The sequence below is a fragment of the Nitratiruptor sp. YY08-10 genome (genome assembly GCF_016629565.1).
Classification (GTDB): domain Bacteria; phylum Campylobacterota; class Campylobacteria; order Campylobacterales; family Nitratiruptoraceae; genus Nitratiruptor.
Window position 1 is genome coordinate 646,062 of record NZ_AP023057.1, and the last position, 17,851, is coordinate 663,912.

Here is a 17,851-nt window from a genome sequence, read left to right on the forward strand (position 1 = left end):
TTAACCCCAAAAGCCTCTCTTCTCTTGTCCTGGTGCCTATGGAGCGGAGGAAACGCCCAGATCCATTCCGAACCTGGAAGCTAAGCTCCGCATCGCTGATGATACTGCACCCCTCGGGTGTGGAAAAGTAGGTCGGCGCCAGGCAGAGATTTTTTATTCTCCTTTTTTCTTCTGATGTAATACTTCCAATTTCAACATGTACTATCGGCGAAATATTATAAATATTAATACGAAATTAAGTGAAGCTGCATTATTATAATCATATATTCAATTGCAAGGAATCTACTATGAGAAGAATCACTCTTTTGATTGCAGTATCGCTTTGTCTCTCTTTTTCATATGCATCTGTATACAAAGGTCAAAAGGAATATATGAAAAAGTGTAAAAAATGTCATGGAAATGGTGGAAAACTCGCTGAAACACATACAACAGATGAATGGGTGAAGCTTTTTCAAAATAAAGGAGCTGTGCTTATCGTAAAACATGATAATAATGCAACCGCATCAAAATATTTTCATAGCAAACGCTTTAAGAAAAAAGCGAAACATCTGCTCCAATTTTTCAAAAAATATGCATCTGATAGTGGAAACGTTCCTGCATGCAGTGATTAATAGTATAATTGCGTTTAAAAAAGAAGGAACAGTATATGAGTAAAATGTGGTCAGGACGTTTCAATGCACAATCAAGTTCACTTTTAGATGAGTTTAATGCTTCACTTCCCTTCGATAAAGAATTGTACCTTCAAGATATACAAGGATCCATTACTCATGCAAAGATGCTTGCGAAGCAAGGTATTTTAAGTGAAAATGAAGTAAATGCCATTATACAAGGTCTTGGAAAAATAAAAGATATGATTGAAAATGGTCAGTTTGAATGGAATATCGAAGATGAAGATATTCATATGGCTATAGAGAAAGCATTAACAAATCTGGTTGGTGATGCAGGTAAGAAACTCCATACTGCGCGAAGTCGAAATGATCAAGTGGCTTTAGATTTTCGTCTATATGTCCAGCAATCAAATAAGGATCTTATAGAACTATTAAAAAGTCTCATACAAACTCTAGTAACAATTGCTAAGCATCATACACAAACACTTATCCCTGGTATGACGCACTTGCAACATGCGCAGCCAATAAGTTTTGCTTACCATCTTTTAGCGTATGCAAGTATGTTTAAAAGAGATATAGAAAGATTTCAAAGTAGTTTTGAAAGAAACAACTACTCTCCTTTAGGATGTGCAGCACTTGCTGGGACTCCCCATCCAATCGACAGAGAGATGACAGCTCAGGAATTAGGATTTAATGCACCAACAATCAATTGCCTCGATACTGTAAGTGATCGAGATTTTGCTTTAGAAATACTTTTTAATATAGCAACGATGTTTATGCATATCTCTCGCTTTGCTGAAGAGTTGATTCTTTGGAGCAGTTACGAATTTGGTTTTGTGACTTTAAGTGATGAATATTCTACTGGAAGCTCCATTATGCCACAAAAGAAAAACCCAGATGTCCCAGAACTTTTGCGAGGTAAAACAGGAAGGGCTTACGGGAATCTCATGGCCTTGTTAACCGTTATGAAAGGGTTGCCGTTAGCTTATAACAAGGATATGCAAGAGGATAAAGAGGGAGTGTTTGATAGCGTTAAAAATGCGAAAATTTCACTCAAAATTCTCAACGAAACACTTAAAACGATGAGTATCAACAAAGAAAAAATGGAAGCTGCCACAAAAATAGGGCATTTAACAGCTACGGATTTGGCAGATTATCTGGTGGAAAAGATTGGCATACCATTTAGAGAAGCGCATTTTATTACTGGCAAAGCCGTTGCATTGGCTGAACAAAAGCAAAAAGACCTGAGTGAACTGAGTTTAGAGGAACTTCAAAGTATCGATCCGAGGATTCAATCTGACGTTTTGCAATATCTTGATCTCAAGCACTCAATGAATGCGAGAAACTCTTATGGAGGAACTGCAACAGAGCAAGTTGAAAAACAGATAGATTATTTTGAAAAATTTTTAAAGCAATTGGAGGGATAGCCTCCAATTACAAATTTTTCTTTGCAACATCTTCAATCGCTTGATATGGCCATTTTAAAGGAGCTCCGCCTAACATGTGAAAATGCAGATGCATAACCTCCTGGCCACCATCTTTTCCGTTATTGGTTATGAGTCTGTATCCAGTTTTATCAAGTTCTAGTACTTTCGCGACTTCTTGAATAAAAGGAGTCATTTTTGCCATAAGCTCAGGTGTTGCTGACTGAAAATTTTCCACATGATGTTTTGGAATGATGAGAATATGAATAGGTGCTTTAGGATTGATATCATGAAAGGCAAGAAACTCCTCATTTTCCAAGACTTTGTTTGATGGAATCTCTCCAGCTACGATTTTGCAAAATATACACATATAGATGCCTCCCTTATCTTTTTATAAATATTATTATATTATTATACTCGAAAAAATCGGAACGAGGTGATGATTGAAGGATTGGTTGGATAGAATTGAAAAAACCCTCTCTTTGGATGAGCTTGAGGAGTTGAGAGTAGAGCTTTTTGGTAAAAAAGGCTATTTTGCCAAAGAGTTTGAAAAACTTAAAACCCTCTCAAAAGAGGAGAAACCAAAGGTTGCCAAAACCTTGAATGAAGCGAAAAATTTTCTCTTTCAGGCATTGCAGTCCAAAAAAGATGATCTTTTAGCAAAGGCAATTGAAGAAGAGCTGGAAAAAGAGAAAATCGATGTATCGTTGTATGCGCCAAGAGGTCAAAAAGGAGCGCTTCATCCAGTACAATATACACTTGATCAAATTATTGACTATTTTGTTTCATTGAACTATGCAGTAGAAACAGGACCTCTTGTAGAGGAAGATTTTTACAATTTCGAAGCACTCAATCTTCCAAAATATCATCCGGCACGTGATATGCAAGATACGTTCTATTTCGCCGATGGAAAACTTTTGCGAACCCACACTTCGCCTGTTCAGATTCGAACTATGCAGGTGCAAAAACCTCCGATTCGTATGATTAGTCCGGGATCTGTTTTTCGTAGAGATTTTGATTTGACCCATACACCTATGTTTCATCAGGTCGAAGGCTTGGTTGTTGATGAAGAGAGTAGAGTCAGTTTTGCCAATTTAAAATTTATTTTAGAAGATTTTTTACGTTATATGTTTGGCGAAGTCAACATTCGATTTCGTCCTAGTTTCTTTCCCTTTACAGAGCCTAGTGCAGAAGTGGATATAAGCTGTATTTTTTGTGAGGGAGAGGGATGCCGTGTCTGCTCGCATACGGGATGGTTGGAAGTCTTAGGATGTGGGATGGTAGATCCAAATGTATTTAAAGCGGTGGGCTATGAAAATGTGAGCGGATATGCGTTTGGACTCGGTGTGGAGCGATTTGCGATGCTTATACATCGTATAGGTGATCTTAGAAGTCTTTTTGAAGGCGATTTACGTTTATTGGAGCAGTTTCGATGATAGTTACAAGAGAGTGGTTGCAGGAGTGGATCGATATCAAAGATGTTTCTACACAGGATCTGATTTCTATTTTTAACAGCATTGGTTTGGAAGTTGCGGAATATAAAAAAATTGAGATTCCCCAAAATGTTGTAGTAGGAAAAGTTGTTTCATGTCAAAAACATCCCAATGCTGACAAACTCAATCTTTGTGAAGTAGATGTGGGTAATGAAAAACTGCAAATAGTTTGTGGCGCGAAAAATGTAGTTCATGCCGAATATGTTGCTGTAGCGAAAATTGATGCGGTATTACCTGATGACTTTCATATCAAGCCGGCGAAATTGAGAGGTGTTGAAAGTTTTGGAATGATCTGTTCTGCAAGCGAACTTGGTTTGCCAAAATTTGAAGAAGGTATTATGATTTTTGATCATTCCATTGGTACATTGGAAATTGGAAAGGAGCTTCGAGAATACCCTCTTTTAAATGATGAAATCATTGAAATTGAGTTAACCGCCAATCGAGGAGATTGTCTCAGTATTCTTGGGATTGCAAGAGAATTGAGTGTCGTTCTTGGCAGATCAATCAAAGAGGTCAATTATCAAAAACCGGATCAAATGCAAATAGGTATTGGGCGTATAGCACAGTTTCAACCAGAAAGTGATATTGAATCGAATGTGGCCTATAAGGCTTTTACTCTTGAAACGCAAAAAAATCCTTTGCTTATTCGATATCGTTCCGCTTTGGCAGGTGAGATTTTTGACAATTTTGCCGATACGCTTGGGTTTTATATTACACATGCAACAGGTGTCATTACACGGTTATACGGTTTACATTTTTTTACGGATAGCGATGGCTATACTATCCGTATCCGACAAGATGAAAACGGGTACGATGCTGTGTATGGCATGAAAAAGGGAAGTATCATCGGTGTGATTCAGTTTGATGAAGCGAAGCCTGCTCAAAATGATTCTACGTATATTTTGGAGACAAGTTTTATTGATCCTGATTCAATATCAAAAAAGATGTATGAACATCCAATAAAGTCGGATTGGGTTTATTACAGAAGCTCAAGAGGCAGTGATCCTAGACTCGGTATAGGTTTGGAGTATGCAAAAAAATGCATCAATGAGTATTATGAAAACCCTCAGTTTTATGCAGGAAGACATGAAGCTGAGAAAGAGATCGTAAAAGAAGCTTTGAAAATCCCTTTTGAACAGTTGAATCAAATCATTGGGCAAGAGATCGAAAAGAACAAAATCGTCGATATTTTGAAAAATTTAGGATTTGAGATCATTTCGGTTTCAGAAGACTCACTGATAGTCAAGCCACCTATTTTTCGTCATGATATTGCGAATATCCAAGATATTGCTGAAGAGATAGTTCGAATCTATGGAATAGATAGAATCACTTCACAGCCTTTATATTTTGTAGAACAAAACAGAATTACAAAAGCCTATCAAAAATATAAAGCAAAGAAGAGCTTACGCGAAAGAGCAGTTGCTCAAGGTTATATTGAGACTATTAGTTATATTTTTGCCAACAAAGAAGAGTTGGAAGCGTATGGATTTGTAACAGTACAGAAAAATTTTGATCTGATCAATCCCATTACAAACGAGATGAATACATTAAGAACTTCACTTGTACCAAATCTCTTGGGGCAATTGCAAAACAATATCAAAAATGGTTACAAAAGAGTGAAACTTTTTGAGATAGGAACTATTTTTGATCAAACAAGGGAAGAACACGAAGAATTTGTCTTGGTTTTCAGTGGTCAAAAAGAGCCTGAAAGCGTTGTGAATCACGGAAAAGCTCCAATGGTTGATTTTCCTGCTTTTCTCAATGAACTTTCAGCAATCATAGGTGATTTTGATGTGTGTGAAGGAGATGTAAGACATAAACTTATTCACCCATATCAAGTGGCAAAAATTATAAAAAACAATGAATGTGTAGGGCAGGCATATAAACTGCATCTTGAAGTTCAAAAAGAGCTTGATATTCCGACTACATATATTGCACAAATCGATTTTGACAAACTTTCCATGAGCTATCCAAAAGCAAAACCTTATTCCATTTACCAACGTTCACTGAAAGATTTAAGTATTGTAGTAGATCGATCATTACCGTATGAAAATATCAAGAAAGTATTAGAAAAGAATCTACCACAGGAGGTTCGAAATTTCTATCCTGTGGATATCTATGAGGATAAATCGTTAGGAGACAAAAAAAGTGTGACTATACGATTTTCCATTCAGTCTTTTGAAAAGACGTTGACAGAAGAGGAGATTTCTAAAATTTTGGAAAACATTTTACAGATTTTACAAGAAGAACTTGGAGCGACGCTACGATGAGTTATATGAAAGTTAAAAAAGCCTCCTCTTTTGAATTGAGTATTTCAGATATTGCTCCAGACAAATCAATATCTCACAGAAGTGCGATGTTTTCACTTTTAAGCAATGAGCCTTCTTTTATTGAAAATTTTTTACGAGCAGAAGATACACTCAATACGCTCAAAATCATTCAAGCCCTTGGTGCTGAAGTGGAAGATGACGGTCAAAAAATTGTGATACGGCCTCCTAAGCAGATCCAAGAGCCAAGGGATGTGCTTGACTGTGGGAACAGTGGAACAGGTATGCGTCTATTTTGTGGTTTGCTAGCCGGAGTCGACGGTTTTTTTGTATTGACAGGAGACAAGTATCTGCGTGAGCGTCCTATGGCACGTGTTGCCAATCCTCTTCGATCCATTGGGGCCAAAATAGATGGTCGAGAAAATGGAAATAAAGCTCCATTAGCGTTGCGAGGAAATATCGCATTAGAGCCTTTTGATTATGAAAGCCCTATAGCTTCAGCTCAAGTCAAAAGTGCCCTTATTTTAGCAGCTCTTCGAGCAAAGGGAGAGTGTTCAATAAGTGAGCCAGAACTCAGTCGTGATCATACTGAGCGTATGCTCAAAGGGATGGGGGCAAAGATCCAGACATATTGGAGTCATGGCAGATACAGAGTCGATGTCACTCCATTGCAAAAACCTTTGGAGCCTTTGAAAATCCGTATTCCAGCAGATCCTTCAAGTGCCTTTTTCTTTGCAGTTGCAGCGGCAATCGTTCCAGGAAGCAAGGTGATTCTTGAAAATATTACACTCAATCCTACCCGCATAGAGGCATTTAAAATTTTGCAAAAAATGGGTGCCGACGTTGTCTTTTTGGAAAAAGAGAACAAATATGAACCAATTGGTGACATTATTGTTACTCATGATACTCTACACGGTGTCGAAGTGTCTGAAAACATCCCCTGGCTTATTGATGAATTGCCGGCTCTTGCCATCGCTATGGCAGTGGCTGATGGAAAAAGTATTGTTCGCAATGCTAAAGAACTGAGAGTAAAAGAGAGCGATCGGATTACGTGTGTTGTAGAAAATCTCAAAAAATGTGGCATAGAAGTACAAGAATTGGAAGATGGGTATGAGATCACAGGAGGAAAACTTCATGCAGCTGTGATTGATAGCTGTGGTGATCATAGGATTGCTATGAGTTTTTTGATAGCAGGGCTTGTTAGTGGCATGGAAGTGCATGATATTGAGTGTATTCAGACCTCATTTCCTAACTTTTTGGATCTTTTATCTCACATTGCAAAGGTAGAGCGTGGAAATTAGACTAGCAAAAAGCTATGGATTTTGTTTTGGAGTAAAACGGGCAATCAAAATAGCAGAAGAGAGTCCAAACAGTGTCACTTTTGGTCCGCTTATCCACAACAAAAACGAAATAGACAGGCTTAAAGAAAAATATAATGTGGGGTTGGTGGAAGAGATTGAGGAGATTGAGGAAAACAGCAGAGTTGTTATTCGAACGCATGGGATCCCGAAAGATAAATTGGCTCAACTCAGAGATAAAAATGTTGAAGTGATCGATGCCACTTGTCCTTTTGTAACGAAGCCTCAAGAAATTGTTGCGAAAATGAGCGAAGAAGGGTACAGTATCGTTATATTTGGTGATATTAACCACCCTGAAATAAAGGGTGTTATGAGTTATGCGAAAGATCCAATAGTAGTTCTCAGTGTCGAAGAGTTAAAGGGTAAACCCTTAAAAGAAAAAGTGGCAACCGTTGCCCAGACCACGAGGAAATTCGAAGAGTATCAAAAAATTGTCAATTATTTAATGGAACATAAAAAAGAGGTACGAGTTTTTAATACCATATGTAATGCAACCTTTGAAAACCAGGACGCCGCAAGAGAATTGAGCAAAGAAGCGGATGTGATGATTATTATTGGCGGTAAGAACTCTTCCAATACAAAACAGCTTTATAAGATATGTCAAGAAAACTGTCCAGACAGCTATTTAGTAGAGAATGCAAAGGAACTCCAAAAGGATTGGTTTAAAGGGAAAAAAGTGTGTGGTATCACAGCCGGTGCCTCCACACCGAACTGGATAATAGAAGAAGTTATAGAAAATATAAAGAAATTTCAAGTATAATACACAAAATTTAGTCAAGGAAAAAGCAAAGATGGAAAAAGAGGTTCAGATGAATACGCAAAACAGCGAGAATGCAAACGAAGATTTTGCAAAGATGCTAGAAGAGCATGAAAATCAGCGAAATGAATCAAAAATCATTGATGGAGTCATTGTCGAAATACAAGATAATGAGCGTGTACTTGTGGATGTGGGTGAAAAGCAAGAGGGTATTCTCAATATAAAAGAGATTAGCGATGAAGAGGGCAATCTCAAATATCAACCTGGCGATACGATCAAAGTAATGGTTTCTGGACATAGAAATGAGCGACCGGTAATTTCCCATAGAAAAGCTTTAGCAAAAGAGAAAGTGAAAGCGTTTATTGAACAACATAAAGATGATTTCGATGGCCTCATTGTTGAAGGTGTTATTAAAGGGAAAAATAGAGGAGGTTATATTGTAGAAAATGAAGAAGGTGTCCAGTTCTTTTTGCCAAATTCACAAAGCTTTTTTAAAAATAAACCAGAAATTGGAAGAAAAGTTACTGCAAAAGTTATTAAAATCGATCCAGAAAGCGACTCTATCGTCATATCTCGAAAATCCTATTTACAAGATATTTTCAAAAAAAGAGAAGAGATTATCAACCAGCTTTTGAACGAAGGGACAATTGTAGAAGGAACCGTTAAAAAGATTACTAATTATGGAATGTTTGTAGAAGTGGCTCCACAAGTGGAAGGTCTCGTTCATTATAATGAGATTAGCTATAAAGGTCCTGTCAATCCTGCAAAATACTTTCAAGAGGGTGATAAAGTCAACGTTAAAGCCATCGATTTTAATAAAGAGAAACGAAGATTGCTTTTGTCCATCAAGGCAACGCAACCAGATCCTTGGGAAGAGATCCAAGGTGAGCTTGAACCGGGTGATGTAATCAATGTGACGATCAGCAATATTGAGCCATATGGTGCATTTGTGGATCTTGGCAATGATATAGAAGGACTCCTTCATATCTCTGAAATGAGCTGGGATAAAAGGCCGAAACATCCAAAAGAGTATGTCCAAGAGGGTCAGCAATTGGATGTTGAAGTTATAGAGATTGATACAGAAAATAGAAAACTCCGTGTATCTTTGAAAAACCTTTTACCGAAGCCTTTTGAAGAGTTTCTATCCAATTATAAAGAGGGCGATATAGTTGAAGGTGAAGTCACTTCATTGACCGATTTTGGTGCATTTGTGCGTATAGGCAGTGTAGAAGGACTTTTGCACAATCAAGATATCAGCTGGGAAAAAGGTCAGAAAGCAAAAGAACTTTTCAATGTTGGTGACAAAGTTGAAGTAAAAATTGCCAAAATAGACAAAGATAACGAGAAAATCTCTCTTGATAGAAAATCTTTGTTGGAGAGCCCTCTTGAAAAATTTGCAAAAGAGCATAAAGTAGGGGATATTGTAAAAGGAACAGTCAAAGATATCAAAGAGTTTGGAGTATTTGTTGCGTTGGATGAGAATGTGGACGGTTTAATCCGCAATGAGGATCTTTATCCATTGAAAAAAGAGGAGATACAGCCAGGCGACGAGATTGAAGCAGTTATTTCTCATCTTGATACAAAAAACAATCGCTTGCGACTTTCAGTCAGAAGACTTCAGAAAATGAAAGAGAAAGAGGATTTGAAAAAAATCAATAGTGATGAAAAAACTACGCTTGGTGAAATTATCAAAGAAAAACTTGAAAAGTAAGGGTGATAATGGAAAAGAAAAAGATTGTCGTTTGTGACCATCTTCATAAAAAAGCTGAAGAGATTCTTTCAAAAGAACAAGATATTATTTATGTCAATGCTGCAGATGTGCCAAAAGGTGAACCACTGTATAAAGAGATTGCTGATGCGGATGTGATCATCACAAGAAGTTCCACGCCTGTAGATAAAGAATTATTGGAACATGCGAAAAAACTCAAAGCAATTGTACGAGCCGGTGTCGGTGTTGACAATGTTGATATGGAGGAGTGCAGTCGGCGTGGTATTATCGTTATGAACGTACCAACTGCCAATACCATTGCAGCAGTTGAGCTGACTTTTGCACATATGCTGGCATGTATGAGAGCGTTTCCCTATGCACACAATCAACTAAAGCTTGAAAGAATTTGGAAAAGAGAAGCCTGGATAGGAAATGAACTTAAGGGCAAAAAACTAGGGATTATCGGTTTTGGAAATATTGGAAGCCGAGTAGGAAAAAGAGCCCTTGCATTTGAGATGGACGTAGTTACATATGACCCTTACATCTCACCAGAAAAAGCGACCAATTTGGGTGTAAAATATACAACCGATTTTGATGAAATTCTCAAATGTGACATTATCACTATTCATACGCCAAAAACAAAAGAAACGATCAATATGATCGATCGAGAAGAGATCGCGAAGATGAAAGATGGTGTTGTTTTGATCAACTGTGCTAGAGGCGGGTTATACAATGAAGATGCTCTTTACGAAGGTCTAAAAAGTGGCAAAATAAAATTTGCAGGAATAGATGTTTTTGCCAAAGAGCCGGCAGCGGACAACAAGTTATTAGAGCTTGACAATGTGACTGTTACTCCGCATCTTGGGGCAAACACAGAAGAATCCCAAGAAAAAATTGCCGAAGGTGCCGCTTCACAAGCCCTTGAAGCAGCAAGAGGAATCAGCTATCCAAATGCACTCAATCTTCCTATAAAAGAAGACGAGATGCCTCCATTTGTCAAGCCATATCTTGAATTGACGCAGAAAATGGGCTTTTTGGCAGCACAAGTCAACAAAGGTGCATATAAGTCGATAAAAGTGATTGCTGAAGGTGAGATTGCAGAATATCTCAAATCATTGATAACGTTTGCAGTTGTAGGAGTCTTGAAAGAGTCACTTGGTGAGTCGATCAACTATGTGAATGCAGAGTTTGTTGCAAAAGAGCGAGGAATTGATATTTTAAGTAAAAAGAGCCCTGAAGTGAGTGGTTATAAAAATAAAATCACCGTGAAACTGACAACGGATAAAGATATTATTGAAATCAGCGGAACCATTTTTGAAGAGAGTGTTCAACGCATTGTTGATATCAATAACTTTGCTTTGGATGTTGAGCCAAAAGGAAAGATGATTCTTTTCAAAAATACCGATGTCCCAGGTGTCATTGGCGAAGTAGGGATGATATTGGCTAAACACAATATCAACATTGCTGATTTTCGACTAGGTAGAGACAATCACGGGCATGCACTTGCGGTGATTATTGTCGATGACGATGTAAGCAAAGAGGTCCTCAAAGAATTGGCAAATTTAAAAGCTTGTATCTCCGTTTCTTACGCTATTCTCTAATGTGGAGCAGATAAGTCTGCTCCATTAATCTCTTACTAAGTTATAACTATATATAATCTCAACTATCACTTTAACTGATTAATGGAGGGTGTAATGCGCATTGTTTTATTGACGCTGCTCTTATGGGTAATGGCGTTTGCTAAGATTGAAAACCTCTCACTCAATGAGGCTTTAAAAATATTGAAAAAAAATAACAGTAATATCAAAATTGCCAAATTACAAGAGAGAATGGCAGCTTTTGATACAAAAATTGCCAAAAGCTACAATTATGGCTCACTTAATCTTATTTTCAACGCCCTTCGAAGTAATGACGCAGGGAACGTTTTTGGATTTAAACTCCAAAGTAGAGAAGCTACATTCAGAGATTTTGGTTTTAAGGATTTTTTAGGCGGTGTTTCATATGTTCTACAAAATTCTCCAGATTTTGATACATTTAAAGCATATATGACAAATCCCAAAATGCAGAACCAATTATTAAGTACTGCGCCACATGATCTTAATTATCCTGAAGCCCGGAACCATTTTCAGACAAAACTCCAGTACCAAGTTCCTCTTTTTACCGGTTTCAAACTCAGTATGTATGAGAAGATTTCCAAATCGATGGAGAAGATGAAGCATCTGGAAGCGAAAAAAGTTATCAATGAGATGATTTTTCAGACGAAAAAGACATTTTCAGATATTACTCTTGTAGAAAACTACATAAAAAATCTTGAAGTGTTAAAATCGAATATGGACAAGCTTGAAAATATTATCAAAACTTTCAAACAGGTAGGGTATGCAAAAGAGACTGATGTTTTGGAAGTTGAAGCAAAGAAAGCGGAAGTTCTCAGTTATCTCAATCAGGCAAAACTCAATCGTGATTTAGCATATCAATACCTCTCATTTTTGCTCAACGAAGATGTGGGAAGTATTCAGCATGTTCAAGAAGTTTTACCATTACCGAAAGAGTCTACACAAAAACTTGTTGAAAAAACCGTCGATATAAAAAGAGTTCGACTGGGTAAAAAAATCACACAAATGAACATCAAACTACAAAAAAGCGATTTTTATCCAATGATCGGAGCTTTTGGAGAGTATGGAAGCAGTGATGACAAACCGTTTAACGATTTTTTTGACAAAGATGCTTATACAATCGGGGCACAGCTTAAATGGAATCTTTTTAGCGGCGGAAAAACTTCTGATGAAGTGCAAAAAGCGAAATTACAATATATGAAGATGAATGAGCAAGAGATTTTAGCCAAACGAGGACTGGCTTTGAAAATCAATCAGATCAAAACGGAAGTGGTTAGTAAGGATTTTGATATCAAGGCGCAAAGCAAAGAATTTGAGCTTTCGAAAAAAATCTATGAGATGTATGTGGAGCGATATAAAGTCGGTCTTTCCAATATCACCGATGTTTTGATTAAGCACTCTCAAGAGATTAAAGCATTGTTGAAACTGCTGAAAACAAAAACACTTCGAAATGAAAAAGTACTTGAACTAGAAAGCCTACTCGATAAGGAGACTCGATGAAGAAAATAATACTGTTTTGCTTGATGAGTATTGCACTCTTGGCAAAAGGTCTGGAACTTTCCGGATATGTGAAAAGCGATGATACGAAAATGATAGGGACCCGTTTTATGGGATATGTGGAAAAGGTCTATGTGAGTGAAGGGGATTGGGTCAAGAAAGGACAAATTCTTTATAAGATCGATTCAAAAGAGATCGATCTTGCCAAATCTCAAGTAGAGTTGATGATTTCCCAGGCAAGACTTGCAATTGCTATGAATGAAAACATGTATGAGTTTGCAAAAGTCAACTATATGAGACATCAAAAACTCTATAAAAAAGGGATGGTTTCCAAGTTTGAACTTGAACAGATGGAGTTGATGTATAAGAATACAAAAAATATGGTGGAGATAGCAAAAAAGCAACTTGCTCAAGCAAAAGCGAAACTAGCAGAAGTATTGCATCAATATGAATATCTCAAAATCAAAGCACCAAATGATGGCGTTATCATACAAAAAATGGTAAAAGAGGGTCAGTTGACGGTTCCCGGATATCCTGGTATGGTTCTTACGACACTTGACAATCTTAAAATTGAAGCTGAAATTAGTGAAAGCAATCTAAAAAACATCCACATTGGGCAAAAAGTAACTGTTGAAGTGCCATCAGTAGGATTTGAAACAGTAGGAAAGGTGAGTGCTATTATCCCAGCTGCAAATCCTATGACACATAAATTCAAAATAAAAGTCTCTTTTGACAAAAAGGGTGCAAAGCTCATTCCCGGTATGTATGCAAAACTTATTTGGAAATAGAGGTGCATGATGAAATGTGCATATAAACCAAAAGATATAGCCGGAAAACTAGCTCTTACCTTTTTACACAACCCTTTAACTGCTTTGTTGGCAATTTTTATTTTGGCAATAGGCTATCTTTCACTTGAAGTGATGCCACGTGAAGAGGATCCTCAAATAGCGATCAGTGGCGGTACTATCATCGTACCTATGCCTGGTGCTACACCTAAAGAGATAGAAAATGTTATTGTCAAACCTTTGGAAGAGAAGATTCGAGAGATCAAAGGGGTGGAGCATATCTACGGAATTGCGATGGAAAATGTAGGTATTGTTAATGTGCAATACTATATTGGACAAAATAGAGAAATTTCCAATTTGAAACTGTATGACAAAGTAATGCAAAACATGGATATGCTTCCTAAAAATGCGATGCAGCCTTTAGTGAAACCGTTTGATATCGATATCGATATTCCTATACTTACTTTTGCTTTTTACAAGAAAAATCCAAATTTGAGCAATGGAGAGTTTTATAAAATTATTCGAGATATCAAATATCGCGTAAACGGTGTCAAAGATGTCTCCAAAACAAATCTCAAAGGTGCCCATAAACGCCAATTCAATATTTTGGTGGATTTAGGAAAGCTCTCTGGATACCACCTCTCACTTGGCCAAATCATGCAAGCGATCAGTTCAGTTGCCAAAGAGGTTCCTGAAGTAAAAAACAGAACAAAGAACAGTAAAATCGTTATTTTTGGTGTACCAAATGCGATAGAGAGTGTTGAAGATGTCAAAAACATTATGGTGGCTAACTACATGGGCTCACCTATCTATGTGAAAGATATAGCAAAAGTTGAAGACGGGATAAACATCCAAGATTTCAAACAGGCCCAAATTTGGACAAAAAAACTTGATACGAAACCTCAGTACACCCTTGAAGTGAGTAAACTCAAAGGGACAAATGCCGTTTTTGTTGCAAACGATGTATTGGCGCTTATCAATGACCTGAAGCCTTATCTTGAAAAGAAAGGCATAGGATATTTATTGACAAGAAACTATGGAAAAAGAGCAAATGATGCTGTAAATGAACTCGTTGATCACCTGCTCATTACGATCGCTATCATAGCGGTTATGCTCGTATTTTTCTTGGGATTCAAAGAGGCCCTCATCGTTACTTTTACAGTACCGGCCATTTTGGCTTTGACTCTCTTTGTAGCATATATTACAGGTCAGACAATCAACCGGATAACGCTCTTTGCCTTTTTGCTTTCTCTTGGTCTTTTGGTGGATGCGGCAATTATCGTTATCGAAAATATACATAGACACCTTCATGAACACGATGCTGTTCATAAAGATATGGATACGATATTGGTCGAAGCGACTGATGAGATTGGTGCACCTACCAATGTTGCAACTGTTGCTATCATTCTAACAATGGTGCCAATGGCATTTGTTGGTGGTATGATGGGTGAATTTATGAAGCCAATACCTTATAATGTGCCTGTAGCCCTTTTGGCTTCACTGTTGATAGCCTATATTTTTACACCATATTTAGCGAAGAAGCTTTTGAAAAAACCCCATATGCATCATCACCATCACCATTTCCAAAAACATGAAAAGTTACCAAGTGAATGTGATATAGATGGAGGCAAATCGTGAAAAAATTTGAAAAGTTCATATATAAGATTCTTGATAGCAAACCGAAAAAAGCATTGGTGATTACTCTGATCCTTGCATCACTGGTTGCTTCAGTGATGATGATACCTACAAAAGTTGTGTGGGTAAAGATGCTACCTGGAAAGAGTGCCAATACTTTCAGTGTCTATCTTGATTTGCCAACAGGAAGTTCTATAGAAGAGACAAAAAAAGTCAACGAGTGTGTACTGGATGTTTTGAAAAAAGAGAAAGAGGTCACTGACATAGAAAGCTATCTTGGTATGGGTGCGCCGCTTGATTATGCAGGACTTGTCAAAGGGAGTGCATTCAAAAACAGTGAAAATGTAGCAGAAATTGTTGTCAATCTTACCGATAAACACGAGCGAGAAGAGCGAAGCTACAATATGGTGCATAGGTTGCGACCGATCATCCAAAAGAAATGTGAACCTTTGGTACAAGGCACTTCAATCAAAATGATCGAACAGCCTGCAGGTCCTCCAACCTTGGCTGCAGTTGTAGCAGAAATTTATGGACAAAACAACGAAGAGCGAAGAGCAATAGCAAAAAAAGTAGCTTCTATTTTCAAAAAAACTCCTGGTCTTGTCGATGTAGATATTATGGAAGATGAACTTTTTCGAAAATATCTGCTCAAACCAAATATCGATAAGATACAAAAGAGCGGTTTGGCAGTTGAACAGGTACAAAAGATACTCTATCTTGCTTTTGAGGGAATGGGAGTTGGAGTAAAAAACAGTGAAGATTACCCTTCACAAATAGAGCTCTTTTTGAGACTCTCTGATGAGACAAGACGGTTTGACGATAAAACGTTGGAGTCTGTGAAAAAGAAACTTGCTTCATTCCAGCTTATGAACCAAAAGGGGATGCTTGTGCCACTTCTTGAAGTGGTCGATCTCGTTCCAGCGACGAATGAGCCAAAAATCATGCACAAGAATCTTCGAAGATATACCAATGTGATTGCGGAAACCGATCTTGTTTCACAAGTTTATCCACTGCTCGATGCACGAGAAAAAATCATGAAAGAGTTCAGTAAAGACTATAAAATAGAAAAAACTGATTATCTTTTTAATCTTCGCTTAATCAATAAAAAAACAGGTGCAGCATACGATCTCAAATGGGATGGGGAGATGAAAGTTACGCTTGATACCTTTAGAGATTTGGGTCTTGCGTTTATTGCTGCACTTATTTTGATCTACCTTTTGATCGTTGTTTACTACAAAAGTTATACACTTTCCAATATTGTAATGGCGGGAAGTTTTCTCTCCATCATTGGTGTAATAGTTGGGCACTGGGTCGCAGATCTTGTAACTGCCGATACATTCTTTCTGACAGCTACCTCAATGATCGGTTTTATCGCCCTTATGGGGATCAGTTCACGAAACTCCATATTGCTTATTGATTTTGCAAAAGCATTGATGATCGAAAAGCATATCCCAAAAAGAAGATCGATTGCGATAGCTACTGCTACAAGGGCACGACCGATTATGCTTACGGCAATCGCTATCATTTTGGGTTCTGCTCTTCTTGCGAGTGATCCAATTTTTGGAGGGCTTGGAGTTGCATTGATTGGTGGTACTGTCGCGGCTGTGATTGTATCACTCATCTTTATTCCTGTTTTGATGGATAATGCCAAAGCGATGGATTTTACAGATGAACATACGAAAAGCGAAGAGGAGTTTAAGTAGTGGATTTTGGTAAGATACTCGTTTTTTTGGGTATCTTTTTAGTAATAATTGGACTTTTTATCCACTTTATCGGGCGTCTGCCCGGTGATATCTATATCAAGAAAGATGGATTCACTTTCTATTTTCCTATAACAACTTCGATAGTTTTGAGTATCATACTTTCAGTACTTTTATATATCTTTTCAAGATTTTTTCGATAAAATTGCAAAAACATTTTAGGAGCAGTTATGGCATATAGTATGAATGACCTGAAAAAGGGCCTACGGATAGAACTGGGTGGTGTACCATATAGAATCGTTGAATATCAGCATGTAAAACCTGGAAAAGGTGCAGCGTACGTTCGAACGAAAATCAAATCTTTGATTGACGGACGTGTTTTGGAGAAAACATTCCACGCAGGTGACAAAGCAGAGAAACCTGATCTTGAGCAAAAAACGATGCAGTATCTGTATGATGACGGTGAAAATATGCATTTTATGGATACGACAACGTATGATCAGATTACATTGACACACGAACAAGTGGGCGATGACAATATCAAATATATGAAAGATGGAATGACTGTCGATATACTTTTTCATAACGGCAAAGCGATCTCTGTCGAAATCCCACCAGTTGTAGAACTAGAAGTGACTGAAACAGCACCTGCTTTCAAAGGTGATACGGCTACTGGTGGTAGAAAGCCTGCAACCCTTGAAACAGGTGCAGTGGTGCAAGTTCCTTTTCATATCCTAACTGGTGATGTGATCAAAGTCGATACAGTCGAAGGGAAATATCTCGAAAAAGTAAAATAAAACTTTTAACATATTTGTGATAGTATAGATTTAGCTTCGAAAAAGGAGGCACTATGCTATCACGATACTTCAATTTTTATATCTTCATATCCTTACTATTTGTATCAGTTTGGTTATTGGCAAAGGAACCGGGCAAAGATCATCCTTTGATTTCTAGATTTCCTGGTTCTCAAATGAAATACTATGAAGAGAAAAAATTTGATCAATTT

Annotated in this window: 15 protein-coding genes and 1 rRNA gene; 15 read left to right on the top strand and 1 reads right to left on the bottom strand. The window is 37.5% G+C overall.

What is annotated here, in order from left to right; all coding sequences use genetic code 11:
- The first annotated feature begins 28 nt into the window (after nt 1-28).
- The 3 genes from rrf to argH all read left to right on the top strand — a co-directional run bounded on the left by rrf (nt 29) and on the right by argH (nt 2,035).
- Nucleotides 29-144 (top strand): 5S ribosomal RNA (gene rrf, locus JG735_RS03575).
- 143 nt (nt 145-287) lie between these two features.
- A complete protein-coding gene (locus tag JG735_RS03580; RefSeq protein ID WP_201335460.1) occupies nt 288-611 on the top strand; it encodes a hypothetical protein in 324 nt (107 codons plus the stop codon).
- A 35-nt stretch (nt 612-646) separates the two neighbouring features.
- The gene (gene argH / locus JG735_RS03585) at nt 647-2,035 is read left to right on the top strand and encodes an argininosuccinate lyase (RefSeq protein ID WP_201335461.1); all 1,389 of its coding nucleotides are present in this window, start codon (nt 647-649) and stop codon (nt 2,033-2,035) included.
- Between the two features lie 7 nt (nt 2,036-2,042).
- Here the strand turns inward: argH and JG735_RS03590 are convergent, their stop codons facing one another.
- On the bottom strand, nt 2,043-2,402 hold the full coding sequence (locus JG735_RS03590; RefSeq protein ID WP_201335462.1) for a histidine triad nucleotide-binding protein: 360 nt from the start codon (nt 2,400-2,402) through the stop codon (nt 2,043-2,045).
- Between the two features lie 85 nt (nt 2,403-2,487).
- Here JG735_RS03590 and pheS point away from each other — a divergent pair, with 85 nt between their 5' ends.
- From pheS to efp, 12 genes are all read left to right on the top strand, one after another.
- Complete coding sequence (gene pheS / locus JG735_RS03595) at nt 2,488-3,468, top strand: phenylalanine--tRNA ligase subunit alpha (protein WP_201335463.1); 981 nt, start codon at nt 2,488-2,490, stop codon at nt 3,466-3,468.
- Nucleotides 3,465-5,795 carry a phenylalanine--tRNA ligase subunit beta gene (gene pheT, locus JG735_RS03600; RefSeq protein ID WP_201335464.1) on the top strand — a complete coding sequence of 777 codons (2,331 nt, stop codon included), beginning with the start codon at nt 3,465-3,467 and terminating at the stop codon, nt 5,793-5,795. The genes pheS and pheT overlap by 4 nt, the downstream gene beginning before the upstream one ends.
- Nucleotides 5,792-7,093 carry a 3-phosphoshikimate 1-carboxyvinyltransferase gene (gene aroA, locus JG735_RS03605; protein WP_201335465.1) on the top strand — a complete coding sequence of 434 codons (1,302 nt, stop codon included), beginning with the start codon at nt 5,792-5,794 and terminating at the stop codon, nt 7,091-7,093. The genes pheT and aroA overlap by 4 nt, the downstream gene beginning before the upstream one ends.
- Nucleotides 7,083-7,910, top strand: a complete 828-nt coding sequence (locus tag JG735_RS03610) for a 4-hydroxy-3-methylbut-2-enyl diphosphate reductase (protein ID WP_201335466.1) — start codon at nt 7,083-7,085, stop codon at nt 7,908-7,910. Before aroA ends, JG735_RS03610 begins: the two co-directional genes overlap by 11 nt.
- A gap of 31 nt (nt 7,911-7,941) precedes the next feature.
- The gene (locus JG735_RS03615; protein WP_201335467.1) at nt 7,942-9,618 is read left to right on the top strand and encodes a 30S ribosomal protein S1; all 1,677 of its coding nucleotides are present in this window, start codon (nt 7,942-7,944) and stop codon (nt 9,616-9,618) included.
- Nucleotides 9,619-9,626: 8 nt separating this feature from the next.
- Nucleotides 9,627-11,216: a phosphoglycerate dehydrogenase gene (gene serA / locus JG735_RS03620; protein WP_201335468.1), complete on the top strand. Its 1,590-nt coding sequence runs from the start codon at nt 9,627-9,629 to the stop codon at nt 11,214-11,216.
- A 93-nt stretch (nt 11,217-11,309) separates the two neighbouring features.
- Nucleotides 11,310-12,728, top strand: a complete 1,419-nt coding sequence (locus JG735_RS03625) for a TolC family protein (protein WP_201335469.1) — start codon at nt 11,310-11,312, stop codon at nt 12,726-12,728.
- Nucleotides 12,725-13,513 carry an efflux RND transporter periplasmic adaptor subunit gene (locus JG735_RS03630; RefSeq protein ID WP_201335470.1) on the top strand — a complete coding sequence of 263 codons (789 nt, stop codon included), beginning with the start codon at nt 12,725-12,727 and terminating at the stop codon, nt 13,511-13,513. The genes JG735_RS03625 and JG735_RS03630 overlap by 4 nt, the downstream gene beginning before the upstream one ends.
- Nucleotides 13,514-13,522: 9 nt before the next feature.
- Entirely contained in the window at nt 13,523-15,148 is a 1,626-nt protein-coding gene (locus JG735_RS09845; protein WP_201335471.1) for an efflux RND transporter permease subunit, read from the top strand.
- Complete coding sequence (locus JG735_RS09850) at nt 15,145-16,848, top strand: efflux RND transporter permease subunit (RefSeq protein ID WP_201335472.1); 1,704 nt, start codon at nt 15,145-15,147, stop codon at nt 16,846-16,848. The genes JG735_RS09845 and JG735_RS09850 overlap by 4 nt, the downstream gene beginning before the upstream one ends.
- Nucleotides 16,848-17,048, top strand: coding sequence for a DUF2905 domain-containing protein (locus JG735_RS03645; protein WP_201335473.1), 201 nt, complete (start codon nt 16,848-16,850; stop codon nt 17,046-17,048). The genes JG735_RS09850 and JG735_RS03645 overlap by 1 nt, the downstream gene beginning before the upstream one ends.
- A gap of 27 nt (nt 17,049-17,075) precedes the next feature.
- Nucleotides 17,076-17,642 carry an elongation factor P gene (efp, locus tag JG735_RS03650; protein ID WP_201335474.1) on the top strand — a complete coding sequence of 189 codons (567 nt, stop codon included), beginning with the start codon at nt 17,076-17,078 and terminating at the stop codon, nt 17,640-17,642.
- The last annotated feature ends 209 nt before the right edge of the window (nt 17,643-17,851 follow it).